The sequence below is a fragment of the Streptomyces sp. NPDC006711 genome (genome assembly GCF_042869775.1).
Taxonomy (GTDB): domain Bacteria; phylum Actinomycetota; class Actinomycetes; order Streptomycetales; family Streptomycetaceae; genus Streptomyces.
On sequence record NZ_JBIAGO010000001.1, the window covers coordinates 579,000 to 604,200 of the forward strand.

Annotated in this window: 22 protein-coding genes; 11 read left to right on the top strand and 11 right to left on the bottom strand. The window is 71.8% G+C overall.

Features of this window, described 5'->3' with window-relative positions:
* Positions 1–41: 41 nt before the first annotated feature.
* Together ACFYM2_RS02515 and ACFYM2_RS02520 are read right to left on the bottom strand one after the other, a co-directional pair.
* Complete coding sequence (locus tag ACFYM2_RS02515) at positions 42–257, bottom strand: DUF397 domain-containing protein (RefSeq protein WP_388832715.1); 216 nt, start codon at positions 255–257, stop codon at positions 42–44.
* The gene (locus ACFYM2_RS02520) at positions 214–1,089 is read right to left on the bottom strand and encodes a helix-turn-helix domain-containing protein (protein ID WP_388832718.1); all 876 of its coding nucleotides are present in this window, start codon (positions 1,087–1,089) and stop codon (positions 214–216) included. Before ACFYM2_RS02520 ends, ACFYM2_RS02515 begins: the two co-directional genes overlap by 44 nt.
* A gap of 121 nt (positions 1,090–1,210) precedes the next feature.
* On the opposite strand from ACFYM2_RS02520, the gene ACFYM2_RS02525 reads away from it, so the two are divergent.
* The 6 genes from ACFYM2_RS02525 (at position 1,211) to ACFYM2_RS02550 (ending at position 9,657) form a co-directional block, all read left to right on the top strand.
* Positions 1,211–1,432 (top strand): hypothetical protein, encoded by a 222-nt coding sequence (locus ACFYM2_RS02525; protein ID WP_388833124.1) that lies wholly within the window; start codon positions 1,211–1,213, stop codon positions 1,430–1,432.
* Between the two features lie 114 nt (positions 1,433–1,546).
* Positions 1,547–3,382: an acyl-CoA dehydrogenase gene (locus ACFYM2_RS02530; protein WP_359006430.1), complete on the top strand. Its 1,836-nt coding sequence runs from the start codon at positions 1,547–1,549 to the stop codon at positions 3,380–3,382.
* A 927-nt stretch (positions 3,383–4,309) separates the two neighbouring features.
* The gene (locus ACFYM2_RS02535; protein ID WP_359006433.1) at positions 4,310–5,605 is read left to right on the top strand and encodes a M18 family aminopeptidase; all 1,296 of its coding nucleotides are present in this window, start codon (positions 4,310–4,312) and stop codon (positions 5,603–5,605) included.
* 93 nt (positions 5,606–5,698) lie between these two features.
* Entirely contained in the window at positions 5,699–5,920 is a 222-nt protein-coding gene (locus tag ACFYM2_RS02540; RefSeq protein ID WP_388832721.1) for a DUF6458 family protein, read from the top strand.
* Positions 5,921–6,073: 153 nt separating this feature from the next.
* The gene (locus tag ACFYM2_RS02545; protein ID WP_388832724.1) at positions 6,074–8,752 is read left to right on the top strand and encodes a BTAD domain-containing putative transcriptional regulator; all 2,679 of its coding nucleotides are present in this window, start codon (positions 6,074–6,076) and stop codon (positions 8,750–8,752) included.
* A gap of 62 nt (positions 8,753–8,814) precedes the next feature.
* Positions 8,815–9,657, top strand: a complete 843-nt coding sequence (locus tag ACFYM2_RS02550) for a DUF4232 domain-containing protein (RefSeq protein WP_388832727.1) — start codon at positions 8,815–8,817, stop codon at positions 9,655–9,657.
* Between the two features lie 24 nt (positions 9,658–9,681).
* On the opposite strand, the gene ACFYM2_RS02555 is transcribed toward ACFYM2_RS02550, so the two are convergent.
* Entirely contained in the window at positions 9,682–11,502 is a 1,821-nt protein-coding gene (locus tag ACFYM2_RS02555; protein ID WP_388458195.1) for an NHL domain-containing thioredoxin family protein, read from the bottom strand.
* A gap of 77 nt (positions 11,503–11,579) precedes the next feature.
* Between ACFYM2_RS02555 and ACFYM2_RS02560 the strand changes: the two genes are divergently transcribed.
* Positions 11,580–12,071, top strand: coding sequence for an LURP-one-related family protein (locus ACFYM2_RS02560; protein ID WP_359006447.1), 492 nt, complete (start codon positions 11,580–11,582; stop codon positions 12,069–12,071).
* Positions 12,072–12,576: 505 nt separating this feature from the next.
* Here ACFYM2_RS02560 and ACFYM2_RS02565 read toward each other — a convergent pair.
* Positions 12,577–13,401 (bottom strand): carbon-nitrogen family hydrolase, encoded by an 825-nt coding sequence (locus ACFYM2_RS02565; RefSeq protein WP_388832730.1) that lies wholly within the window; start codon positions 13,399–13,401, stop codon positions 12,577–12,579.
* 165 nt (positions 13,402–13,566) lie between these two features.
* Here ACFYM2_RS02565 and ACFYM2_RS02570 point away from each other — a divergent pair, with 165 nt between their 5' ends.
* A complete protein-coding gene (locus tag ACFYM2_RS02570) occupies positions 13,567–14,391 on the top strand; it encodes a maleylpyruvate isomerase family mycothiol-dependent enzyme (protein ID WP_359006453.1) in 825 nt (274 codons plus the stop codon).
* A gap of 29 nt (positions 14,392–14,420) precedes the next feature.
* On the opposite strand, the gene ACFYM2_RS02575 is transcribed toward ACFYM2_RS02570, so the two are convergent.
* From ACFYM2_RS02575 to pdhA, 6 genes are all read right to left on the bottom strand, one after another.
* Positions 14,421–15,725 (bottom strand): MFS transporter, encoded by a 1,305-nt coding sequence (locus ACFYM2_RS02575; protein WP_359006456.1) that lies wholly within the window; start codon positions 15,723–15,725, stop codon positions 14,421–14,423.
* On the bottom strand, positions 15,722–16,384 hold the full coding sequence (locus ACFYM2_RS02580) for a GntR family transcriptional regulator (RefSeq protein WP_359006459.1): 663 nt from the start codon (positions 16,382–16,384) through the stop codon (positions 15,722–15,724). The genes ACFYM2_RS02575 and ACFYM2_RS02580 overlap by 4 nt, the downstream gene beginning before the upstream one ends.
* A gap of 82 nt (positions 16,385–16,466) precedes the next feature.
* Positions 16,467–17,039 carry a hypothetical protein gene (locus tag ACFYM2_RS02585; RefSeq protein WP_359006462.1) on the bottom strand — a complete coding sequence of 191 codons (573 nt, stop codon included), beginning with the start codon at positions 17,037–17,039 and terminating at the stop codon, positions 16,467–16,469.
* Positions 17,040–17,262: 223 nt separating this feature from the next.
* Entirely contained in the window at positions 17,263–18,660 is a 1,398-nt protein-coding gene (locus ACFYM2_RS02590) for a dihydrolipoamide acetyltransferase family protein (protein ID WP_359006465.1), read from the bottom strand.
* 10 nt (positions 18,661–18,670) lie between these two features.
* The gene (locus ACFYM2_RS02595) at positions 18,671–19,651 is read right to left on the bottom strand and encodes an alpha-ketoacid dehydrogenase subunit beta (protein ID WP_359006468.1); all 981 of its coding nucleotides are present in this window, start codon (positions 19,649–19,651) and stop codon (positions 18,671–18,673) included.
* A gap of 2 nt (positions 19,652–19,653) precedes the next feature.
* Entirely contained in the window at positions 19,654–20,808 is a 1,155-nt protein-coding gene (pdhA, locus tag ACFYM2_RS02600) for a pyruvate dehydrogenase (acetyl-transferring) E1 component subunit alpha (protein ID WP_359006471.1), read from the bottom strand.
* A gap of 385 nt (positions 20,809–21,193) precedes the next feature.
* Here pdhA and ACFYM2_RS02605 point away from each other — a divergent pair, with 385 nt between their 5' ends.
* From ACFYM2_RS02605 to ACFYM2_RS02615, 3 genes are all read left to right on the top strand, one after another.
* Positions 21,194–21,856 (top strand): response regulator transcription factor, encoded by a 663-nt coding sequence (locus tag ACFYM2_RS02605; protein ID WP_359006474.1) that lies wholly within the window; start codon positions 21,194–21,196, stop codon positions 21,854–21,856.
* A 121-nt stretch (positions 21,857–21,977) separates the two neighbouring features.
* On the top strand, positions 21,978–22,397 hold the full coding sequence (locus ACFYM2_RS02610; RefSeq protein WP_388832734.1) for a pyridoxamine 5'-phosphate oxidase family protein: 420 nt from the start codon (positions 21,978–21,980) through the stop codon (positions 22,395–22,397).
* A 15-nt stretch (positions 22,398–22,412) separates the two neighbouring features.
* Positions 22,413–23,426 carry a phosphotransferase gene (locus ACFYM2_RS02615; RefSeq protein ID WP_359006479.1) on the top strand — a complete coding sequence of 338 codons (1,014 nt, stop codon included), beginning with the start codon at positions 22,413–22,415 and terminating at the stop codon, positions 23,424–23,426.
* A 2-nt stretch (positions 23,427–23,428) separates the two neighbouring features.
* Here ACFYM2_RS02615 and ACFYM2_RS02620 read toward each other — a convergent pair whose 3' ends face one another.
* Positions 23,429–25,147, bottom strand: a complete 1,719-nt coding sequence (locus ACFYM2_RS02620) for a protein kinase (RefSeq protein ID WP_388832737.1) — start codon at positions 25,145–25,147, stop codon at positions 23,429–23,431.
* Positions 25,148–25,201: the final 54 nt, after the last annotated feature.

The window sequence follows — 25,201 nt, forward strand, 5'->3', positions numbered from 1 at the left end:
GGTCAGCCTACCGACGCGGGCCCGCGCCCAACACCGCGATCTCAGCCCTTGAAGGTGCCGTCCTTCACCCCGGTGACAAAGGACGTCCAGGCCCGGGCCGCGATGACGATGGCCGGCCCGCCCAGCACCTTGGAGTCCCGGACCGGGACGACCCCGGGGAGGTTGTGGGCGACCTCTACGCAGTTGCCGCCGTCGCCGTTGCTGTAGCTGCTTCTACACCACCGGGCTATGTCCAAGTCGACCGCTGTGCCCGCCATTTCGGTACTCCTCAGCCGCCTCTTCGATCAGGGCGAGGGACGCCTCGAGCGGCAGCGCGGCAGCCCTCAGCCGATCGTATGCCTTGTGGTAGTGCCTCACGATCACCGGATCGTCGATGATCTGCCCGTGGTACGGGCCCTCCGTGTACAAGGTCGGCGGCTCCGCCTCGAACTCCATGAACGTGAGCGACAGCATGGTGCAGGGCTGCGGAGGCACGTTCCACGGCAGCACCTGTAGAACGACGGCCCGGCGACGGATCAACGCGACGATCTGGTCGAGCAGTTCCGCCATGTCGGCACGAGGCAGCAGCGGGTTGCGCAACAATGACTCGCCCAGGATCACCCAGTACTCCGGCCGCCTGGGCGCACCAAAAACCTCAGCCCTCCGTAACCGGGCTTGCACCTTCGCATCGACGTCCGCAGCAGGCGCCAGAGGGTGCGTCGCGTGAATGACGGCTCGCGCATACGCCTCCGTCTGGAGCAGTCCCGGGACGAGAGCGTTTGCCCACTCCTCAATGACCAGGGCCCGCGCCTCACTCTCGGCCACGGGAGCAAAGTACGCGGCGTGAGCACCCTGACGCGCCTTGCGCACGTCCTCGCAGCAGCGCTCGAAGAATCCGTTCGTTCCCAGCACCTGATCGACATGGCGGGCCAGATCCCGTGGCATCTTGCGCTGACCCCGCTCGATCTCGCTCAGGTAGCTCACCCCGTAGAAGCTGCCCTCCACCAGGCCCTCCAGCGTCAGCCCGGCCCGCTCGCGTTGATAACGCAACTCCTTGCCGTAGAACTCCGGCACACCGGCCGACCCGTCAATCTCCTTGCGCGCAGCCATGGTTGCCGCCCTTCCACCACCCGGGCCGTGGACCCCGAACCCCTTCCGAACGTACGGGACCGGGGCGCACTCTGTGCGGGATTCGTCACACACCGCACTCGCAGGAGGCACCCCCATGCCCATGAGCAAGCCCACCCCCCGCGCGCCGCAGGCACCCGGCGACGACACCTACCGCGTCGTCATGGAGCTCCGCGCCGCCCTCACCGGGCACGGGATCACGCTGCCCTCGCTCGGGCGGGACTTCGGGACGCCCGCACTCGTCATCCTCGGGAACTGCAACGCCGCCACCGCGCGGGCCCTAACCGCCGCGCTGCGGCGCGACCCGGAAAGTTCGCCTGCCTGACGCGTCACAGTTCTCGGCCAGAGGTTGCGCGTTATTACCGGTGGGTAGCATCATCGTAGTACTGACCTACTTGCTGGTAGATGTAACCGACACCCTGCTTACGGAGCCGTCGCCATGGGGCACTACAAGTCGAATCTCCGCGACATCGAGTTCAACCTCTTCGAGGTGCTCGGACGCGACAAGCTGTACGGCACCGGCCCGTTCGGGGAGATGGACGTCGACACCGCCAAGTCGATCCTGGAGGAGATCGCCCGTCTCGCCGAGAACGAGCTGGCCGACTCCTTCGCGGACGCCGACCGCAACCCCCCGGTCTTCGACCCGGCCACGAACACCGCTCCGGTACCGGAGTCCTTCAAGAGCTCGTACAAGGCGTTCATGGACTCCGAGTACTGGCGGCTCGGCCTGCCCGAGGAGATCGGCGGCACCGTCTCGCCGCGCTCCCTGATCTGGGCGTACGCGGAGCTGCTGCTCGGCGCGAACCCGGCGGTCTGGATGTACTCCTCCGGCCCCGCGTTCGCCGGCATCCTCTTCGAGGAGGGCAACGAGCAGCAGAAGAAGATCGCCGAGATCGCGGTCGAGAAGCGCTGGGGCTCCACGATGGTCCTGACCGAGCCCGACGCGGGTTCGGACGTGGGCGCGGGCCGCACCAAGGCCGTCCAGCAGGACGACGGCTCCTGGCACATCGAGGGCGTGAAGCGCTTCATCACCTCCGGTGAGCACGACATGGAGGAGAACATCCTCCACTACGTCCTGGCGCGCCCCGAGGGCCACGGCCCCGGCACCAAGGGTCTCTCCCTCTTCCTGGTCCCGAAGTTCCACTTCGACTGGGAGACCGGCGAGCTGGGCGAGCGCAACGGCGTGTACGCGACGAACGTCGAGCACAAGATGGGCCTGAAGGCGTCCAACACGTGCGAGATGACGTTCGGCGACCAGCACCCCGCCAAGGGCTGGCTGATCGGGGACAAGCACGACGGCATCCGCCAGATGTTCATGATCATCGAGTTCGCCCGCATGATGGTCGGCACGAAGGCGATCGCGACGCTGTCGACGGGTTACCTCAACGCCCTTGAGTACGCCAAGGAGCGCGTCCAGGGCAGCGACCTCTCGCAGTTCATGGACAAGACCGCGCCGAAGGTGACGATCACTCACCACCCGGACGTGCGGCGCTCGTTGATGACGCAGAAGGCGTACGCGGAGGGCATGCGCTCGCTCGTGCTCTACACCGCCTCCATCCAGGACGCGATCCAGGTGAAGGAGGCGGCGGGCGAGGACGCGAAGGCGCTGGTCGGCCTGAACGACCTGCTGCTGCCGATCGTGAAGGGCTACGGCTCGGAGAAGTCGTACGAGAAGCTGTCGTCCGAGTCGCTTCAGACCTTCGGTGGCTCCGGGTACCTCCAGGAGTACCCGATCGAGCAGTACATCCGTGACGCGAAGATCGACACGCTGTACGAGGGCACGACGGCGATCCAGGGTCAGGACTTCTTCTTCCGGAAGATCGTCCGGGACCAGGGTGCGTCCCTGAACGCGCTCTCCGAGGAGATCAAGAAGTTCCTGGCGGAGCAGAACGGGAACGAGGCGCTGGGCGGTTCGCTCGACGCGCTCGCCAAGGCGGCGGTCGATCTCGAGGCGATCGTCGGGACGATGATCACGGACCTCACGGCGACGGGTGAGGACGTCAAGAACATCTACAAGGTGGGTCTGAACACGACCCGGCTGCTGATGGCGTCCGGTGACGTGGTGGTGGGCTACCTGCTTCTCAAGGGTGCGGCTGTGGCCGCCGAGAAGCTGGCGTCGGGTTCCGTCTCGGCGAAGGATGTCGCCTTCTACACCGGGAAGGTCGCTGCGGCGAAGTTCTTCGCGGCGAATGTGCTGCCGGGGGTGGGGATGGCCAGGGCGTTGGCCGAGACGGTGGACAACTCGTTGATGGAGCTGGACGAGGCGGCGTTCTAGCCTCCGGCGTGCGGGGGGCTCGGGGTGGTCGCACCCCGGGCCCCCATTTTGTTTGCCCCGGGCTGGGGGCGGTTGCGTTTGCCCCGGGCTGGGGGCGGTTGCGTTTGCCCCGGGCTGGGGGCGGTTGCGTTTGCCTGCGGCCCGGGGGCTGGTTGCGTTTGCCTGCGGGCCGTCTCGGGCTGGTCGCGCAGTTCCCCGCGCCCCTGGCGGGGCCGGTGCGGGCCCGCATGGGTGTCAACCCGGGGCAGGGCTCATGCCGGCCCACACACAGGCATCCCCAGCCCGTGCCGCTGAGCATCTGGTGCGGGCCTCCATGGGCATCCCCAGCCCGTCATGGGGGTCCCCCCTGGCCCTTAAGGCCTTGGGGGAGATTGAGGACGAGCGCCCTTTAGGCGCGAACGGGGTCTGGGGCGGAGCCCCAGGGACCCCGGCTGCGGGCCGTGCGTGGCTGGGCGCGCAGTTCCCCGCGCCCCTGGCGGGGCTGGTGCGGGCCCGCATGGGTGTCAACCCCGGGGCAGGGCTCATGCCGGCCCACACAGGCATCCCCAGCCCGTGCCGCTGAGCATCTGGTGCGGGCCTCCATGGGCAACCTCAGCCCGTCCGGCGATTGAGGACGAGCGCGTTCAGCGCGAACGGGGTCTGGGGCGGAGCCCCAGGGAGCTCGGGTGCGAGCCGTGGTCGCTTCTCGCGCAGTTCCCCGCGCCCCTGGCAGGGTCGATGCTGGCCCGCATGGGCAACCTCAGCCCGCCCCACGTCCGCATGGGCAACCTCAGCTCGACCCGCACCCCCCGGCGGGACCGGTGCTGGCTCGGGTGGGCAACCTGGGGGGACCCTTCGTGGGGGCGGGAGGGCAGAGCCTTCGGGGTCAAACGGGGCAAGACGCTCGGGGCCCGGGGACGGGGCCGGGGCGCCGTTAGGGTGGCGGGCATGAGCACACCGCCCCGCTTCGACCGCGGCCACACCGACGACCTGCTGACCTTCCTCGCGGCGAGCCCGTCGCAGTACCACGCCGTGGCCAACGCGGCCGCACGCCTGGAGAAGGCCGGGTTCCGGCAGGTCCAGGAGACGGAGGCGTGGGACGGCACGCACGGCGGCAAGTACGTGCTGCGCGGCGGCGCCATCGTGGCCTGGTACGTGCCCGAGGGCGCCGAGCCCCACACCCCGTACCGGATCGTCGGCGCCCACACCGACTCGCCGAACCTGCGCGTGAAGCCGGAGCCGGACACGGGCGCGTACGGCTGGCGGCAGGTGGCCGTGGAGATCTACGGCGGGACGCTGCTCAACACCTGGCTCGACCGCGACCTCGGCATCGCGGGCCGCCTCACCCTCAAGGACGGCAGCCACCGCCTGGTCAACGTGGACCGGCCCCTGCTGCGCGTACCGCAGCTCGCCGTGCACCTGGACCGCTCGGTGAACACCGACGGGCTCAAGCTCGACCGTCAGCGCCACCTCCAGCCGGTGTGGGGCCTCGACGACGACGTACAGGAAGGCGACCTGATCCGCTTCGTCGAGCAGGAGGCGGGCCTGGCCGAGGGCGAGGTGGCCGGCTGGGACCTGATGCTGCACTCCGTCGAGGCCCCCGCCTACCTGGGCCGCGACCAGGACCTGGTGGCCGGCCCCCGCATGGACAACCTGCTCTCCGTGCACGCCGGCGTCGCCGCGCTCGCCGCCGCGTCCGGCGCCGACGACCTCCCCTTCATCCCCGTCCTCGCCGCCTTCGACCACGAGGAGGACGGCTCCCAGGCCGACACCGGCGCCGACGGCCCGCTGCTCGGCAACGTCATGGAGCGTTCGGTCTTCGCGCGCGGCGGTACGTACGAGGACCGCGCCCGCGCCTTCGCCGGGACGATCTGCCTGTCCTCCGACACCGGGCACGCCGTGCACCCCAACTACGCCGAGCGGCACGACCCGACGCACCACCCGCGCGCCAACGGCGGCCCCATCCTCAAGGTCAACGTCAACGCCCGGTACGCCACCGACGGCGCGGGCCGCGCCGTGTTCGCGGCGGCCTGCGAGCGGGCCGGGGTGCCGTGGCAGACCTTCGTCTCCAACAACGCGATGCCCTGCGGCACGACGATCGGGCCCATCACCGCGGCCCGGCACGGCATCCAGACCGTGGACATCGGCGTGGCGATCCTGTCGATGCACAGCGCGCGCGAACTGTGCGGCGCCGACGACCCGTTCCTGCTCGCGAACGCGCTGACCGCGTTCCTCACGGCCTGAACCCGTCTCCGAACCACCGCGCCCCGCAAAGGGATTGACCGTCCGGGGCCCGGGTACCCGGACGGTCCACCACCTTTCACGGAGGCGAGATCCATGGGCTTGGGCGGTTGCATCATCCTCATCGCGGTGGGGGCGATCCTGACGTTCGCGACGGACTGGCACGCGAGCGGTGTGAACCTCGACGTCGTCGGTCTGATCCTGATGGCCGTCGGCATCATCGGCGTCGCCGTCTACACCAGCGTGCTGCGCAGGCGGCGCGTGGTGCCGGGAGCCACCATCGTGGAGGAGGAGCGCCACCACGACGGCCTGCTGTGAACCGTCACCCTGGCGGCCTGCTGTGAACCGTCACCCCGGCGGCCTCATGTGACGCCTCCCCCGTGACCCCGCGTATCCTCGTCTGTCCAGGCCCTGACCAGGCCGGTAAAGGTCCGGGCAGCCGGGAACGGGGAGCTAGGGGGTACCGCCACCGTGGAGTTCCGCGTCCTGGGAACGGTGGCCGTGGCGGCGGAGGACGGCGCTTTTCTCGCGCTGGGCCCGGCCAAGCGGCGCAGCCTGCTGGCCATGCTGCTACTGCGGCCCAACACCGCCGTCTCCGTGGACCGGCTCACCGAGGCGCTGTGGGACGAGGAACCGCCCCTGCACTCCCGCACCGTGCTCCAGGGCCATGTCTCGCGGCTGCGGGCGCTGCTGGCCGAGCACGACGCGCAGGCGTACGGCATCGAGCTGGCGACCCAGGGCCCCGCCTATGTGCTGCGGCTGCCCGAAACCCTCATCGACGCGCACCGCTTCGAAGAACTCGTCACTCTCGCGCGCGGCCCGCGCAAACCCGATGACGCGGTGCTCATGCTGCGCGAGGCGCTGGCCCTGTGGCAGGGCCCGGCCCTCACCGGCACCGTCGCGAGCCCGCCCCTGCGCGCCGCCTCCCACGCCCTCGAAGAGCTCAGGATCGCGGCCGTGGAAGCCCTGGCCGACGCCTACGGGGAGCTCGGTGAGCACGCCAGGGCCGCCGCCGTCCTGCGGACCGAGGCCGTCGCCCACCCCCTGCGCGAACCCCTGTCGGCCGCGCTGATGCTGGCCCTGAGCCGGTCAGGCCGCCAGTCCGACGCCCTCGAATGGTTCCACCGCACCCGCCGCCTGCTCTCCGACGAACTCGGCGTGGACCCCGGACCCGTCCTGTCCGACGCGTACGCCACCGTGCTGCGGGCCGGCGTGCCCGCCCTCACGGCCGCTCCGAGCGCCGATGACGATCCCGAAGTGCCGTGCGCCGTACCGGAGTTGCTGCCCCGCAGACCGCGTGGCTTCACCGGGCGCCGCACGGAGCTCACCGCGCTCGACCTGGCCACCGCGGGCCGCTTCGGCGCCATCGCGCTGGTCACCGGCGGCGCCGGAGTCGGCAAGACGGCGCTTGCCGCGCACTGGGCGCACGAGCGCCGGGGCGACTTCCCCGACGGCCGTCTCTTCGCCGACCTGTGCGGCTACAGCGACACCCCGGCCCGTCATGTCACCGTCGTCCTGCGGGAGTTCCTGCTCGCGCTCGGCGTGCCCGTGCGGCGCATACCCGAGACCGAGGCCGGCATGGGAGCGCTCTACCGCTCCCTGACCACCGACCGCCGCATGCTGGTCGTGCTCGACAACGCCCGCGACTCCGAGCAGGTCCGCCCGCTGCTGCCCGGCGGCGACCACAGCGTCACCCTGGTCACCAGCCGCGACCGGCTCGGCGGGCTCGTGGCCACCGACGCGGCCCGCCCGGTCCGCCTCGACGAACTGCCCGCCGCCGACTGCGCGGCCCTGCTCGCCGCCATACTGGGCGCGGACCGCGTCGCCGCCGAGCCCGAGGCCGCCGCCCGCCTCGCCGAACTCTGCGACTGCCTGCCCCTCGCCCTGCGCGTCACCGCAGCCCGCCTCGCCGCCCACCCCCGGTGGACGCTGGCCGCCCTCGCCGACGAACTGGCCGACGAACAGAGGCGGTTGGGCCTGCTGCGGGTCGAGGACACCGGCGTGGCCGCCGCCCTGCGCCTGACCGTCCAGCACCTGCCCGAGCAGGCCCGCCGCATGTTCCGCGCGCTCGGCCTGCACACCGGCTCCGAACTCGACCGCTACAGCGCCGCCGCCCTCGCCGGCTGCACCCCCGACCAGGCCGCCGCCGCCCTCGAACGGCTCGCCGCCGCCCACCTGGTGGCCGAGTCGGGCCCGCGCGGCCCCGGACACCCCGGCGCGTACGCCCTCCACGACCTCGTACGCCTCTACGCCCGCGCGCTCGCCGCCGAGGCCGACCCGGACGGCCTCACCCGCCTCCTGGACCACTATCTGCACACCGGTCTCGTCGCGACCGCCACCGCCGAGCCCGGCAGCCAGCCCTGCTTCACCCCGCCCCCCGGCGCCCGGCGTCCCGCCGCCGTCCGGGAATTCGAGGACCGTCAGGCCGCGCTCGCCTGGTACGAGGCCGAACGGGCCACCCTGCGCGGCGCGGTCGCCGCCGCCATCGACGCCGGGATGCCCGAGCGGGCCTGGCGCCTTGTGCTGCTCCAGTGGCCGCTCATCCTGTGGCGGGTCCGCGACGGCTGGGTGCCGCTGCTCGAACAGGCCCTGCGCTCGGCGGAGTTGGTCCACGACCTGGACGCGCAGTCCCGTACCCGCGCCCTGCTCGGCTGGGTCCTGCACGAGGAGGGCCGCTTCGACGAAGCCCTCGCCCAGCTGGAGAAGGCCCCCGACCTCGCCCGCCGGGCCGGCGCCGTCACCAGCGAGGCCATCGCGCGCATGAACCTCGCGCTCATCCTCACCCAGTACGGCGAGGCCGATCGGGCCGGCGAACTGTTCGCCCACGCCCTGGCCCTGGCCGGCCAGGTCCGCGACCGCTCCACCGAAATGCTCGCCCACCAGCACCTGGCCCGGCACTTCCTGAGCGCGGGCGAGCACAGGACCGCCCTGGACCACGCCCGGCGCGGTCTGGAACTCGGCCCCTCGCCCGAGGCGATCCCCCGCCGGGTCCTGCTGCGCACCAGCTACGGGGAGGCGCTGGCCGGGCTCGGACAGGTCGAGCAGGCGCGCCGCGAACTCACCGACGCGGCCCGCGAGGCCGACGACCACGGGTACGAGGAGGGCGCGACGGCCGCCCGCGCGAGCCTGGCCGCACTGCCGCCCGGATGAGCGTTCTATTGTCTGACCGTGCGCCGGAGCGCACCCAGGTCCGATCAAAGCGGGAGACACGGATGCGCGGGGGCGGAGGCGGGGGTGCGGGCAGCGGCCGGTACCGGGGTGGCCGGCGGGCCGCCGGCCGGCCCGTGGCGCTGGGGGCCGCGCTGTGCGCTCTGCTGTGTCTCGCCCTGACGGCCTGCACGGACGGCGACCGCGTCCCGGCCGCCGCGTCCGGGCCCCTCTCGGCGACGCCGACGCGTGGCTCCACCGCCCCGAGGCCCAGCACCGCGCGCGAGCGCCCCGGCCCCTTTGCCACCGCGCCCGCTCCCGGCCCCTCGGGCCAGAGCCCGACGCCGGACACCGCACCCGCCACCCCGGCCACCTCCCTCACGTCCGCCCCCTCGCCCGGCGCCACCGGCACGGCGGCCCCCGACGCACCCCTGGACGACGGCGGTGACGACGCCCGGGTCTTCTGCTCGCCCAGCGCGCTGTCCTTCGTCCTGCGTCTTGCGGGCGCCCCGAGCGGCGCGCCCAGCCCTCGGCCCGGCGCCGCCGGCGTGCGTGAACCGGCCCTCGACGACGCGGTCCTGGTGGCCCGCAACACCTCCGGGCACACCTGCGTCCTGCGCGGCACGCCCACGCTGACCGTCACCGACGACTCCGGGCGCCTCACGGTCCCCGCGATCCCCGCCAAGCCGTTCGCGAAGCCCTTCGCGCTGCACCCCGGCGCGGGCGGCGCTGCGCGCGTGCGCTACACCGCGCGCCCTGGCTGCCGGGGCACCGCCGTGCGCGTGGCCGTGCCCGGCTCGGCCACCGCGAACAGCGTGCCGGTCCTGGACCCGCTCGGGCACCCGGCCCCGCTGTCCGTGTGCCCTCCCGCCCTGCGCGTCGAGGCGTTCCGCCCGGGATTCGGCTGAGCCCGGGCGGCCCGACGCCGGGCGCTAGCTCTCCGCCCGGTCCATCCCCGCGAGCACCAGCGGGAGTCGCGCCGCGCCGCCCTCGACGATCCGCAGCGGCACACCCCAGTCCTGCTGGTGCATGTGGCAGGCCGGGTACTCGTTCGCCGGGTCGTCGTCACAGGACGCCGCCATCGCCGACACGTGCAGGACGCCCTCGGCGATCTCCGGGTTCAGGCGCAGCTCACGGGCGAGATCGGTGCCGGTGCCCTCGCCCGTGAGCAGCAGTTCGGGCGGCGTCGAGGACACCAGGAGCCGGGTGGAGGGGCCGTAGCGGGTGTCCAGCTTCTGGCCGTCGGGCGCCTGGAACACCACGTCCAACTGGAGCCTGCCCGGGGCGACTTCGGTCGCCGCGCGCCGTGTGCGGTGCGCCACCGCCTCGACGCGTACGGCCTCGTCGGGCAGGCGCAGCCGCGTCAGGCGGTGGCGCGCGGACTCGACGACGACGATGTCGTCCCCCACCAGGACCGCGTCGCTCGGCTCCCTCAAGTCCGTTGCCAGGGTGGACACTTCACCGCTCGCCGGGTCGTAGCGGCGCAGCGCGTGGTTGTACGTGTCCGACACCGCGACCGATCCGTCCGGCAGCGCGGTGACGCCGAGCGGGTGCTGGAGCAGGGCCTGCGCCGCGTCGCCGTCGCGGTGCCCGAAGTCGAAGAGGCCCGTGCCGACGGCGGTGTGCACCGCGCCCTCGGCGTCGACGTAGCGCAGCGCCGACGTCTCGGAGTCGGCGACCCACAGCCGGTCCTCGGTCGCCGCGAGCCCGGACGGCTGCGCGAACCAGGCCTCGGCGCCCGGCCCGTCCACCAGGCCCTCGTTGGTCGTGCCTGCCGCGACCTCGACCGTCCTGGTCTCCGGGTCGTACGTCCACAGCTGGTGCACCCCGGCCATGGCGATCCACACCTTGCCCCGCCACCAGGCCACGTCCCACGGCGAGGACAGGTCCACCTCCAGGGCGGGGCCCGAGGTGGGCTGCCCCTGCCACCACTGCCTGCCGGTGCCGGCGATCAGCTCGATCTCCCCGCTCACCGGGTCGAAGGCGCGCAGCGCGTGGTGCACGGTGTCGGCGACCACGACCCTGCCGTCCGGCAGCAGCGCGAGCCCCTGCGGCTCCTTGAACTGTCCCTCGCCGCCGATCCGCCGCACCACGCTCTCGCCGTCGGGGCCGAGCTCGACCAGCTGGTGGCGGGTGGTGTCGGAGACCAGGAGATTGCCGCCGGGCAGCGCGATCGCCTTGCCCGGGAAGCGCAGGTCGGTGGCGACGGGCTCCGGCGGCACGTACGGGCCGTCCCCGCGCCGCAGCGTGCCCTTCGCCTCGTGCTCGGCCTCCAGCTCCTGGACAAGCCGCTCCAGGGCGTGGGCGTGGCCCTCACCGGCGTGCTGGGCGACGACGTAGCCCTCGGGGTCGATCACCACGAGCGTGGGCCAGGCCCGCACGGCGTACTGCTTCCAGGTCACCAGATCGGGATCGTCGAGCACGGGGTGCTCCACGCCGTACCGCTCGACGGCGTCCACCACGGCCTGGTGCTCGGCCTCGTGCACGAACTTCGGCGAGTGCACGCCGACGATCACCACGGTGTCGCGGTGCTTCTCCTCCAGCTCGCGCAGCTCGTCCAGGACGTGGAGGCAGTTGATGCAGCAGAAGGTCCAGAAATCCAGGACGACGCACTTGCCCCGCAGGTCGGCGAGGGTCAGCTCGGTGCCCCCGGTGTTCAGCCAACCGCCCCTGCCGACCAGCTCGGGGGCGCGGACACGGGCACGCTTGCGGGGTGCGGGCGCGGGGGTGGGCGCCGGGGCAGCATCGTTCATCCTTCAAGCTTGCCATCCCGTCATGAACGGGCTGTGTCGTCGTTCGGCGGGGCTCGCGGATGGGCAGGGGTGTAGCCATGAAATACCTCGTGCGGGACAAGATCTTCGCCATCGGCGACGACTACTGGATTGAGACCGAGGACGGGCGCCAGGCGTTCCTCGCCGACGGCAAGGCGCTGCGGCTGCGCGACACCCTGGAGCTGAAGGACCCGGCGGGACGGGTGCTGATCACGCTGCGGGAGAAGATGTTCAGCCTGCGGGACGCGATGACCGTCCAGCGGGACGACCAGACGCTGGCGACGGTGCGGCGCAAACGGCTCTCGCTGCTGCGCAACCACTACCGGGTCAGCCTGGTCGAGGGCACCGAGCTCGACGTCAGCGGCCGCATCCTGGACCGCGAGTTCACGGTCGAGTACGAGGGCGAACTCCTCGCGCACGTCTCCCGCAAGTGGTTCCGGCTCCACGAGACGTACGCGGTCAACGTGATCCGCGAGGACGCGGACGCGGCGCTGCTGATCGCGGTGGTGATCTGCGTGATCCGCATGGACGAAAAGGAACGCGCCGACTAACGCGAACACCCGGTCCCACGCCAGCCCCGCCAGGGCGCGCGGGTCGAGCCGAGATTGCCCATACGGGCCGGCACCAGCCCCGCCGGGGTGCGGGGCGAGCTGAGATTACCCATGCGGGCCGACACCAGCCCCGCCAGGGCGCGCGCGGCGAGCTGAGGTTGCCCATCCGGGCCGGCACCAGTCCCGCCAGGGGCGCGGGGAACTGCGCGCTCAGCCACGCACGGCCCGCACGTGCGAGCCGGGGCCGCTGGGGCTTCGCCCCAGACCCCGGGATGCCCCTCCCCGCCCCTTCCGTAAACCCTCCGGGGGCTGAAGGTAACGACCCTGGGGCTCCGCCCCAGACCCCGTTCGGCCTGAAGGGCCTCCTCCTCAATCTCCCCCAAGCCCTTAAGGGCCAGGGGGGACCCCCATGACGGGCTGAGGGGCGGGCCAGCACGGCCCTGTCAGGTGCGCGGGGAACTGCGCGAACAGGCCGAGGCTGCCCATGCCGGCCAGCACCGGATACTCAGGGGCGCGGGGAACTGCGCGGGCCCGGGTTGCTCGTGGCTCGCTGGACGTTCAGCACCCTGTCCTTCAGGGCCGGGAAGGATTCCCGGGTCTCGGCAACCCGCGCCGGGTCCAGGTCGACCGTCAGGATCTCCTCGCCGGACCCCGCCTCGGCCAGCACCTCGCCCCAGGGGTCAACCACAAGACTGTGCCCGGCCTGGGCCACCCCCGCATGCGTCCCCGCCGTACCACAGGCCAGCACATACGCCTGGTTCTCCACCGCACGGGCCCGCGCAAGCAGCGTCCAGTGGGAGCGGCGACGCTCGGGCCACCCGGCCGAGACGACAAAGGCCTGGGCGCCCGCGTCGACCAGCCCCCGAAACAGCTCGGGAAACCGCAGGTCGTAGCAGGTGGAGAGCCCCAGCGTGAGCTGGGGAAGCGCCACCGTGGCCAGCCGGTCACCAGCGCCCATCAGCACCGCCTCCCCCTGGTCGAAGCCGAACCGGTGGATCTTGCGGTAGCTCTCCGCGAGCGCGCCGTCGGGCGAGAAGACGAGCGAGGTGTTGTAGAGCGTGCCGTCCTCGTCCCGCTCGGGGACCGACCCGGCGTGCAGCCAGACCCCGGCGTCCCGGGCCGCCTCGGACATCGCCTGCGCCGTGGTGCCACGCGGCGTCTCCGCCTCGGCGTCGAAGAGGTCGTAGGCGAAGGCCCCCACCGTCCACAGCTCGGGAAGCACGACGAGATCGGCGCCCCGTTGCTCCCGGACCAGCGAACCCACGCGCCGGCGACGGGAATTGATGGATTCGTCGGGATTTACATCGATCTGGATGAGCGAAGCGCGCACAGTACCACCGTCCTGGCCTTCGAGCCGTCAGCACTCCGGGAAAGAGCCTACGATCGTCATACCAAAGCACTGCCGGGGTGCTGCCCGGCAGCGTAACTTAGCGACCAAGCCTCCCACGCAGTCCCGCAGTCCAGCCCGCGTACAAAAGAACCGCCGAGGGGTCCCGTGACCGTCCATCCCAGCCTTCAGACCTACGCCGATGCCTGGACCCACTCCATCGAGGCGATATCGGAGCTGGTGCAGCCGCTCGTCGAGGGCGAGTGGAACCGTGCGACACCGTGCCCCAACTGGTCGGTGCGCGACATCGTGTCGCACATCATCGGCATGGAGTGCGAGCAGCTGGGTGATCCGAGGCCGATCCACAGCCTGCCGCGCGACCTCTTCCACGTACAGACCGATTTCGCGCGGTACATGGAGATGCAGGTCGACGTGCGCCGCCACCACACGGCGCCGGAGATGACCTCCGAGCTGGAGTACACGATCATCCGCCGGCAGCGCCAGCTGCGCAACGAGAACCGGGACCCGGACACCAAGGTGCGTGCGCCGCTCGGCGCCGAGATGACCCTGGAACTCTCGCTGCGGATGCGGGCGTTCGACGTGTGGGTGCACGAGCAGGATCTGCGCTGGGCGCTCAACAAGCCGGGAAACCTCGACTCGCCGGGCGCGTACGTGGCCCGCGACATCCTGCTGCACACGCTGCCGAAGGTCGTCGCGAAGAACGCCGGCGCCCCGCCGAACTCGGCGGTCGTCTTCGACATCCACGGCCCGCTCGAATTCCTGCGTACGGTACGGGTCGACGCGGAGGGCCGGGGCACCATCGACGGCGCGCCCTCGCTCGGCCCGCTGGTCACCCTCGCCATGGACTGGGAGACGTTCCTGCGCCTGGCGTGCGGCCGGGTCCGTCCGCACGCGGTGGTGGACCGCGTCAAGACGGAAGGCGACCAGGAGCTGGCCGACGCCATCCTGCGGGAGTTCGCGGTCACGCCGTAGGCCGGGGCTGCGGGGGCCCGCGCGGCCCGCTACACCGGCACGTGCACCGCTTCGACCCGGCTCGCCACGTGCCGGTCCCGCTCGCGGCGCTGGGCCCGCGCGCGCAGGCGCAGGATCTGGGTGAGTCCGAGGGCTTCCAGGAAGAACACCGAGGAGAACGCGATCCGGTAGTTGTCCCCGGTCGCGTCCAGCAGGACGCCCACCGCGAGCAGCGTCGTCATGGAGGCGATGAAACCGCCCATGTTGGTGATACCGGACGCGGTGCCCTGACGTTCGGGCGGGTTGGCGGGCCGCGAGAAGTCGAAGCCGATCATCGAGGCGGGCCCGCAGGCGCCGAGCACCAGGCACAGGGTGACGAGCAGCCACATCGGCGCGTGCGTACCCGGATACGCGATGGTGGCGGCCCACAGGAGCGCGGTCACCCCCACGGTGGCGAGCGCCAGCGGCAGCCGGGCCGCGTGGTGGCGGGCTATGAGCTGCCCGTACACGAGGCCGATCACCATGTTGGAGAGCACCACCAGGGTCAGCAGCCCCCCGGCCGTTCCCCGGTCCAGGCCCTGCGCCTCCACGAGGAAGGGCATGCCCCACAGGAGCAGGAACACCATCGCGGGGAACTGCGTGGTGAAGTGCACCCACATCCCGAGCCGGGTGCCGGGCTCGCGCCACGACTCGGCGATCTGACGGCGTACGAAGGCGGCCCCGGCGTGGTGTGCGGGCGGCGGTTCGTGGCCCTCGGGGTGGTCGCGCAGGAAGAGCAGGAGCAGGACCAGGACGGCGACCCCGGCCAGCGAGCTGCCCGCGAAGGTCTGGGTCCAGCCGACGCCGTGCAGGGCGCGGGCGATGACGAGCGTGGACACCAGGTTGCCCGCCATCCCGAACAACGCGGCGACCTGCCCGATCATCGGGCCGTGCTTGGCGGGGAACCAGCGTGAGCCGAGCCGCAGGACGCTGATGAACGTCATCGCGTCGCCGCAGCCGAGCAGCGCCCGGGAGGCGAGCGCGGTGGCGTACGAGGGGGACAGGGCGAAGCCGAGCTGTCCGACGGTGAACAGGACGGTCCCGAGCACCAGGACCTTCTTGGTGCCGAGCCGGTCGACCATGAGGCCGACGGGTATCTGCATCCCCGCGTACACCAGGAGCTGGAGTATGGAGAAGGTGGACAGCGCCGAGGCGTTGACGTGGAAGCGGTCGGCGGCGTCCAGGCCCGCGACGCCGAGCGAGGTGCGGAAGATGACGGCGACGAAGTAGACGCCGACGCCTATGCCCCACACGAAGGCGGCCCTGCGCCCGCCGAGCGGCTGCGGCGCCGGCGCAGGCAGTGCGGCGGAGCTCATCGGTCGTCCCCCCTGACCAGGACCCTGACCCAGCTCAGGTGCTGGCGCACACAGTGCGCTGCGCGCTCGCCGTCGCCGTCCCTGATCGCGGCCAGCATCTCCTCGTGCTCGGCGATGTTCTTGGCCACGCGGTCGGGCTGGGCGTGCATGACGGCGACGCCCATGCGCAGCTGACGGTCGCGCATCTGGTCGTAGAGACGGGCCAGGATCTCATTGCCCGCGTTGCGCACGATCTCGGCGTGGAAGCACCGGTCGGAGACCGCGAGGGCCGCGAGGTCCCCGGCGGCGGCCTGCGCCTTCTGCTCGGCGAGCAGTTCCTGGAGCCGGGCGAGCAGGCGGCCGGGCGCGGGCACGGCCCTGCGTACCGCGAACTCCTCGACGAGCAGGCGGGTTTCGACCACGTCGGCGGTCTCCTGCGCGGAGACGGCGAGCACGAGGGCGCCCTTCTTCGGATAGAGCTTGATCAGCCCTTCCACCTCTAGCTTGAGCAGCGCCTCGCGCACCGGCGTGCGCGAGACCCCGACGGCCTCGGCCAGCTCGCCCTCGGTGAGCAGCGTGCCGCCCTCGTAGCGGCGGTCGAGCACCGCCTGCTTGACGTGGAAGTAGACACGGTCGGCAGCGGCGGGCCGCTTGGCGGCGGGAGCGGGGGCGGCAGGCATGCGCACAGGATAGATACAACAGGGGTGCAACAGAAACCACCGTCCGGATCGCGGGACGGTGGTTTCTGGAGGCGCCAGTTCCTTAAGGCCGCGTGGTGAACTCGGGGCCCGCCGCGACGGCGCCTTTCGGCACGACCGAGGTCTGGCCCGGTGCGGCGGCCGAGGGCGCGGAGGACGGCGTCTTGGCGGCCCCGGCGCCGTTCAGCGCGCAGCCCTTGGGCAGCGCGGGGAACTTCTGGATGGCGTACGAGGCTCCCGCGCCGCCCTCCACCTTGGACTTGAGCTGCGGGGCGGCACCGTAGGGGTTCAGGATCTCGACGTAGATGCCGGCCGACGCGGGCAGTTTGGGGTGCGCGCGGTCGAGCTTACCGAGCGAGGGGACCGGGGTGCCGGGGCCGTCCTGGAAGGTGACGGTGGGGCCGCTCGGGCTCATGCTCGTCACGGCGGTCGTGCCGGCACCGATGGAACGGCTCTGGGTAACGGTGCAGCCCCGGTCGTGGCGGCCGGCGGCCGAGGACGCGGTGGCGGCGGGCGCCCCGCCCGTCGAGGTGGCGGCGCAGGCGGCGGCAGGGGTGAGGAGGGCTCCGGCGAGGGCGGCGACGGCGATCGCGGGGCGCAGACGGGTGCGCAGTGAGGTGCGGGCGTAGGTCGACATGAACGACTCCATGACACAGGGCGGCCGAGCGGCGCTCACGTTCCCTCACCCCACTGTCCGCCCGGCCCCCTCCCCTTGTCCACCCGTGGCCATCGCTTCTGCCGGGGTGGACGCGCCGCGGCCCCCGGCGGGTACGGGTACGGATGCTGGTGGTTCCGTACGGGTACGCATCGGGGGCCGCGGGCGCAACCGGCGCCGGGGGCAACGGTGTTGCCGGACGGCGTCAGGCCCAGGTGATGAGCCGCTTGGGCCGCTCGAGGACCGCCGCCACATCGGCGAGCACCTTCGAGCCGAGCTCGCCGTCGACCAGGCGGTGGTCGAAGGAGAGCGCGAGCGTGGTGACCTGGCGCGGCTTGACCTTGCCCTTGTGCACCCACGGCTGGAGCTTGATCGCGCCGACCGCGAGGATCGCGGCCTCACCCGGGTTCAGGATCGGGGTCCCGGTGTCCACGCCGAACACGCCGACGTTGGTGATGGTCACCGTGCCGCCGGACATCGCCGCCGGCGAGGTCTTGCCCTCGCGCGCGGTCGACACCAACTCGCCAAGCGATTCGGCCAGTTGCGGCAGGGTCTTGGCGTGCGCGTCCTTGATGTTCGGGACGATGAGACCGCGCGGGGTGGCCGCCGCGATACCCAGGTTCACATAGTGCTTGAGCACGATCTCCTGGTTGTCCTCGTCCCACGAGGCGTTGACGTCCGGGTTGCGCTTGATCGCCACCAGGAGCGCCTTGGCGATCAGGAGCAGCGGGTTGACCCGCAGGCCCGCCATGTCCTTGTCGGCCTTCAGCTCCTCGACCAGCTTCATCGTCCGCGTCACGTCGACCGTCACGAACTCCGTGACGTGGGGCGCCGTGAACGCCGAGCCGACCATGGCCTGCGCCGTCGCCTTGCGTACGCCCTTGACGGGGATGCGCGTCTCGCGGGCCTCGCCACCCTGAACGACCGGCTGGGCGGCGGGCGTTGTTTCACGTGAAACAGCGGCGGCTCCCACCGGGGCCGTCGGCGCGGGCGTCGCCGCCGCGTGCACGTCCTCGCGGGTCACGATGCCGTCGGGGCCGGTGGGCACCACGGTGGCGAGGTCGATGCCGAGGTCCTTGGCGAGCTTGCGCACCGGGGGCTTGGCGAGCGGGCGGGCGGGCGCGGGCACCTGACCGTTCAGCTCGGTCTGCACGGCGCGCAGCGCCTCGGCCGGGGCCTGCTCGGGGACGGGGGTCCCCTTGCGCGGGCGGCGCTTGGTGGAGGCCTCGGAGACCCCATAGCCGACGAGCACGGGCTGGCGGCCCTTGGGCGCCTCCTCCTCGGCCACCGGGGCGGGCTCGGCGGCCGGGGCGGGCGCCGGGGGCTCCTCGGTGCCGGGGGCCACGTCCACGGTGATGATGGACGTGCCCACGTCCACCGTCACGCCCTCCTCGAAGTGCAGCGAGCGCACCACACCGTCGTAGGGGATGGGCAGTTCGACGGCCGCCTTCGCGGTCTCGACCTCGCACACCACCTGGCCGTCGGTGACGGTGTCACCGGGCTGCACGTACCACTTGAGGATTTCCGCCTCGGTGAGTCCTTCGCCGACGTCCGGCATCTTGAACTCGCGGTAGCGGGCTGCGTTCTGCGTCATTGTCGTCACGACCATTCCCTCAGTACGCCAGCGAGCGGTCGACGGCGTCGAGCACCCGGTCGAGGCCCGGCAGGTACTCCTCCTCCAGGCGCGCCGGCGGGTACGGGGCGTGGTAGCCGCCGACCCGGAGCACCGGGGCCTCCAGGTGGTAGAAGCACCGTTCGGTGATCCGGGCGGCGATCTCCGCTCCGGCGCCGTAGAAGACCGGCGCCTCGTGGACCACGACCAGGCGCCGCGTCCGCTCGACGGACGCCTGCACGGCGTCGAAGTCGATGGGCGACATCGAGCGCAGGTCCACGACCTCGATCGACTTGCCCTCTTCCTGCGCGGCGGCCGCCGCCTCAAGACAGACCTTCACCATGGGGCCGTACGCCACCAGCGTGAGGTCCGAACCGTCGCGTACGGTGCGGGCCTCGTGCAGCGGACCGGGGGTGGCCTCCGTGTCGAGTTCACCCTTGTCCCAGTAGCGCCGCTTCGGCTCGAAGAAGATCACCGGGTCGTCGCTCCGGATGGCCTGCTGCATCATCCAGTACGCGTCGGACGCGTTGGAGGGGCTGACCACCTTCAAACCCGCGACGTGCGCGAACAGCGTCTCGGGGGACTCGCTGTGGTGCTCGACCGCGCCGATGCCGCCGCCGTAGGGGATGCGCACGACGACCGGCATCTTGATCTTGCCGAGCGCGCGGGCGTGCATCTTGGCGAGCTGGGTCACGATCTGGTCGTACGCGGGGAAGACGAACCCGTCGAACTGGATCTCCACGACGGGCCGGTAGCCGCGCAGGGCCAGACCGATCGCGGTGCCCACGATGCCGGACTCCGCGAGCGGGGTGTCGATGACCCGGTCCTCGCCGAAGTCCTTGAACAGGCCGTCGGTGACCCGGAAGACACCGCCGAGCTTGCCGACGTCCTCGCCCATGATGAGGACCTTGGGGTCGTCCTCCATGGCCTTGCGCAGCGATTCGTTGATCGCCTTGGCGATCGGCAACTTCTGTACGGCCATGGCTAGTTGCCCTCCCCGTCCGAGAACGACGCCTGGTAGGCGGCGAACTGGGCGCGCTCCTCGTCGACCAGCGCGTGGCCGTCGGCGTAGATGTTCTCGAAGATCGCCATCGGCTCGGGGTCCGGCATGGCGCGCACCGCCTCACGCACCCGCTTGCCGAGCGTTTCCGACTCGGTCTCCAGCTCCTCGAAGAACGCGGCGTCCGCGTGGCCCGCGTTCTCCAGGTAGGCGCGCAGGCGCAGGATCGGGTCCTTGGCCTCCCAGGCCTCGCGCTCCTCGTCGGCCCGGTACTTCGTCGGGTCGTCGGAGGTGGTGTGCGCGCCCATCCGGTAGGTGAACGCCTCGACCAGGGTGGGTCCTTCACCGCGCCGGGCCCGCTCAAGGGCGGCCTTGGTCACGGCGAGGCAGGCCAGCACGTCGTTGCCGTCGACCCGCACGCCGGGGAAGCCGAAGCCCTGGGCGCGCTGGTAGAGCGGGACGCGCATCTGCTTCTCGGTGGGCTCGGAGATCGCCCACTGGTTGTTCTGGCAGAAGAACACGACGGGGGCGTTGTAGACGGCGGAGAAGGTGAAGGCCTCCGCGACGTCGCCCTGGCTGGACGCGCCGTCGCCGAAGTAGGCGACCACCGCGCTGTCCGCGCCGTCCTTGGCGACACCCATCGCGTACCCGGTCGCGTGCAGCGTCTGGGAGCCGATCACGATCGTGTACAGATGGAAATTGTTGGAGTTCGGGTCCCAGCCGCCGTGGTTGACGCCGCGGAACATTCCGAGCAGATTCGTCGGGTCGACGCCGCGGCACCAGGCGACACCGTGCTCGCGGTAGGTCGGGAAGACGTAGTCGTCGTCCCGCAGCGCACGCCCGGAGCCGATCTGCGCGGCCTCCTGGCCCAGCAGCGAGGCCCACAGGCCCAGCTCGCCCTGGCGCTGCAACGAGGTGGCCTCGGCGTCGAACCGGCGGGTCAGCACCATGTCGCGGTAGAGGCCGCGCAGTTCCTCGGCGCTCAGGTCGACGTCGTAATCAGGGTGCTCGACGCGCTCGCCCTCGGGCGTCAGCAGCTGTACGAGCTGGGGCTCGGCGGCCGTCTTCTTCGCGCCGGCGCCGGCGGTGCGCTTGCTGCTGCGTCGCGGTTTGCGCGCGGCAGTGCTCTCCACGGTCACGTGCGTGCTCCTCCGTCTGTCCGGCTCCCGGGTTCGCCGGTGAGCCTGGGGGTCCCCCCGGCTCGTCCGGAGCTTGGGGGAGGCTCGCCTGTCCGTCTCAAGTGCACGGGGTGTGTGCGCTCGGCCGGGGATCAGGCGTGACAGGTGCCCCGGCGAGCGCCCTGTCAAAGGCACGTTACCCAGTGCTGCGCATTACTGCGAAACCCCACTTGACCTGCGATTTTGCTTGGATTTCCAAGTAAATCCAGAAAGTGGGGAACAGCCGCTGGTCACAGCCTTGCAGTCCGCCGGAACAACGGCACGTTATCCCGGTCACGCAGGTTCGGGAAGGGGTCACTTATGGCACCCTTCGGCGTGCTTCGGATGAATGTGTGAGACTGATTCCGTGCTCGAAACAGGCAAAATCAGCGTATTCCTGCTCGACGACCACGAGGTGGTCCGTCGCGGCGTCCACGAAATGCTGTCCGTCGAGGACGACATCGAAGTGGTCGGCGAGGCCGGCACCGCCGCCGAGGCCGTGAGCCGGATCCTGGCCACCCGCCCCGATGTCGCCGTGCTCGACGTGCGCCTGCCGGACGGCAGCGGCGTCGAGGTCTGCCGCGAGATCCGTTCCCGGGACGAGGACATCAAATGCCTGATGCTCACCTCGTTCGCCGACGACGAGGCCCTATTCGACGCGATCATGGCCGGCGCCTCGGGTTACGTCCTCAAGGCGATCCGCGGCAGCGAGCTCCTGACCGCCGTGCGCGACGTGGCGGCCGGGAAATCGCTGCTGGACCCGGTGGCCACCGCCCGCGTCCTGGAGCGGCTGCGCGACGGGGGCCGCAGCAAGGGGGACGACCGCCTGGCCAACCTCACCGACCAGGAGCGCAAGATCCTCGACCTGATCGGCGAGGGCCTGACCAACCGCGTGATCGGCGAGCGCCTGCACCTCGCCGAGAAGACGATCAAGAATTACGTCTCGTCGCTGCTCGCCAAACTGGGCATGGAGCGCCGCTCCCAGGCCGCCGCCTACGTGGCCCGGATCCAGGCGGAGAAGCAGCACTGAAAGCCCGGGCCCGCGAGGGCTCCGGGCCCCGGCCCCCCGGGGATTTCCGGGACCTACGGCCCGGCCGCACGGGGCCCCCAGCTCTTCCGCAGGCCGCCGCGCCCACGCAAAAGTAGGGGGCATGTCCTCCGAGGAAGCAGCCCGCGCCATCGACCTGCTCGGCCGCGTCCGCTACGGCCGGGTGGCCACGAGCCTGCACGCCCTGCCGTTCGTCGCCCCGGCCCGCCACGTCGTCACCGGCGGCGGGGTCCTGCTGCGGCTGCACGCGGGCTTCGGCTACCACCAGGCCTGCCTCGGCAGCGTGGTCGCCTACGGCGCGGACAACCTCAACTCCGGTGCCGAGCACCTGTGGTCGGTGCAGTTCACCGGCACCGCGGAGCCCTGCGAGCCGACCGCGGGCGAACTGGCGCTGTTCGGCCCGCCGCCCCGCGCGGCGGACGGCGAGCCCTTCGACCCGGTGTACATGCGTATCGAACCCCAGTTCGTCACCGTCCATTCGCTGGACTACTCCACAGAGCGTCCGCCCCGACACGCTGCGTGATCTAACATCTGACGAGTGCCGCGCTCATCTGCAACTCCACCCGTGGGCGATCTGCTGCGCCGCTACGAAGCCCCCGGTGAGCCGCTTTCCTGCGAACGCGTCGCCCAGGGCCTGCTGAACCGCGGCTACCGCCTCGCCACCACCCGCGGCGACTACTTCCTCAAGCACCACCTGGACGGCGACCACGTGGCCATCGCCCGCCAGCACCGCGCCACCGAACGCCTCCAGACCCTCGGCGTCCCCGTCGCCCCGCCCGTCCCCGACGCCCAGGGCGACACCGTCGCGGTGATCGGCGGGCACTGCTACGCCCTGCACCCCTGGGTGCAGGGCCGCCACCGCGACGGCGCCCAGCTCTGCGCCGTGGAATCCCGCCGGCTCGGCGCGCTGCTCGGCCTCACCCACACCTGCCTGGCCCAGGTGATGGAACCCGACGTGCCACGGAGCGAACACCACGGCGCCGACCCGGCCGACAGCCTCGCGCTCATCGACGACCTGGTGGCGCGCGCCCGCAGGCACCGGCCGCGCGACGCCTTCGACGAACTCGCCGAACACCGCCTCCTGGAGCGGCGGGTGCTGCTGGGCGAACACGCCCACCGCCGCCCGCCGGCCCCCGCCACCGGCGCCTGGGTGCACGGCGACTTCCACCCGCTGAACCTGCTGTACCGGGGCGAGGGACGCTCGGCCGAGCCCGCCGCGATCGTCGACTGGGACCGGCTCGGCGTGCAGCCCCGCGCCGAGGAGGCGGTACGGGCCGCCGTGATCTTCTTCGTCCGCCCCTCGGGCGAGCTGGAGCTGGCCAAGGTACGGGCCTACGCGCGCGCCTACCGGCAGGCGGCCGGGGCCGACGCCGAGGAGCTGGCGGCCGCCGTGCACCGGGTGTGGTGGGAGCGCCTGAACGACTTCTGGATCCTGCGCTGGCGCTACCAGCTGCACGACCGCAGGGCCGACCCGCAGTTTCCTGCGGCGTCGGCCCTGGCGGTCTGGTGGACCCGCGAGTACGAGGCGGTGTGCGAGGCGTTCGCGGGGTGAGGTCAGTTGTTGGCGGGGGGCTTGCTGCCGCCCGGGCCGCTGGAGGTTCCGGTGTTGCCCGCGGTGCTGCCGTGGGTCGTGCCCGTGGTGCCCGCCGTGGTGCCCGTGTTGCCGGCGGTGGTGCCGGTGTTGCCGGCGGTGGTACCCGTGGAGGTGCCGGTGTTGCCGGCGGTGGTCCCCGTGTTGCCGCTCGTCGTGCCCGTGTTGCCGGCGGTGGTGCCCTCGTTGCCGGAGGTGGTGCCCTGCGTATCCGTACCCTCACTCGTCCCCGACGTCGTGCCCTGGTCGGTCCCCGGCGAGTGCGAGGCCTGCGACTTGCTGGGGGACGGCGAGGCGGAGCGCGAACGGTGGCGCGAGGGGGACTCGCCGTTGCCGTTGGTGCTGCTGCTGTAGGACTGGCCCTGGCTGGTGCCCGGCGTGTCCGGCGTGGGCGGGTTGTCCGACGCGGGCGCCGAGGGCGAGGTCTTCGGGGAGTTCGAGGTCGTGCCCCCGCCGCCGCCGGAGCTGCCGCCCGTGTCCTGCGTGGCCTTCAGCGCGAAGGCGACGCCCACCGCGATCGCGACGATGGCGAGGACCACGAACAGCACCATCTTGCCCGAGCCGCTGCGCTTGGGAGCGCCGTGGCCGTAGCCGTCGTATCCGCCGTCGTCCGGGTTGGACGGCGGCAGGATCGGACCGCCGAACTGCGAGGTGTCCCCGTGCACCGGGTGGCTCATGGCCGCGGTGGCCCCGGCCATGCCCATCGCCGGGGTGCGGGGGCCCTCGTGCATCATCTCGACCGGGCCGGTGTTCCAGGTGCCGGTATGGCCGCCCTGCGCCTGGAGCATCTGCAACCCGTACTGGACCAGGCCGCGCATCTCCTCGGCGGACTGGAAACGGTCGTCCGGGTCCTTGGCCAGAGAACGCATGACGAGGCCGTCGAGTTCCGGCGGCGCGACATGGGCCACCTGGGACGGCGGCACCGGCATGTCCTGGACGTGCTGGTAGACCACCGACAACGGTGTCTCACCGACGAACGGCGGCCGCTGCGCGAGGAGTTCGTACAGCAGACAGCCGGTCGCGTACAGGTCGGAGCGGTGGTCGACGGCCTTGCCGAGCGCCTGCTCGGGCGAGAGGTACTGCGGGGTGCCCATGACCATGCCGGTCTGCGTCATAGTCGACTGGGCGCCGTGCAGGGCGCGCGCGATGCCGAAGTCCATCACCTTGACCGCGCCGGTTTCGGTGATGATCACGTTGGCGGGCTTGATGTCACGGTGCACGATGCCGTGCTGGTGCGAGTACGCGAGCGCTTCGAGCACCCCGGAGACGATGATCAGCGCCTGCTCCGGCGGCGGGGCGTCCGCGTCGATCAGCAGGTCGCGGATGGTGCGGCCCTCGACGAGCTCCATGACGATGTACGGGACGGTCTGGCCGCCCACGAAGTCCTCGCCGGAGTCGTACACCGCCACCACCGCGTGGTGGTTGAGTCCGGCCACGGACTGCGCCTCACGCGTGAAGCGCGCCTTGGACACCGGGTCCTCGGCGAGATCGGCGCGGAGCAGCTTGACGGCGACGGTGCGCCCCAGGCGCACGTCCTCCGCGGCGAACACCTCCGCCATGCCGCCGCGGCCCAGCCGGTGGGTGAGGCGGTAACGGCCGTCGCCGACGAGGCCGCCGACCCACGACTCGTGGTCCTGCCCATCGGCCATCCCGGCGCCGTTTCCGTCGGGTTCGGGTGCCATCAGTCCTCGCCGTCGTATCTGGCCGCGTCCGCGGTCTTCTTACGGGTCTTCCGT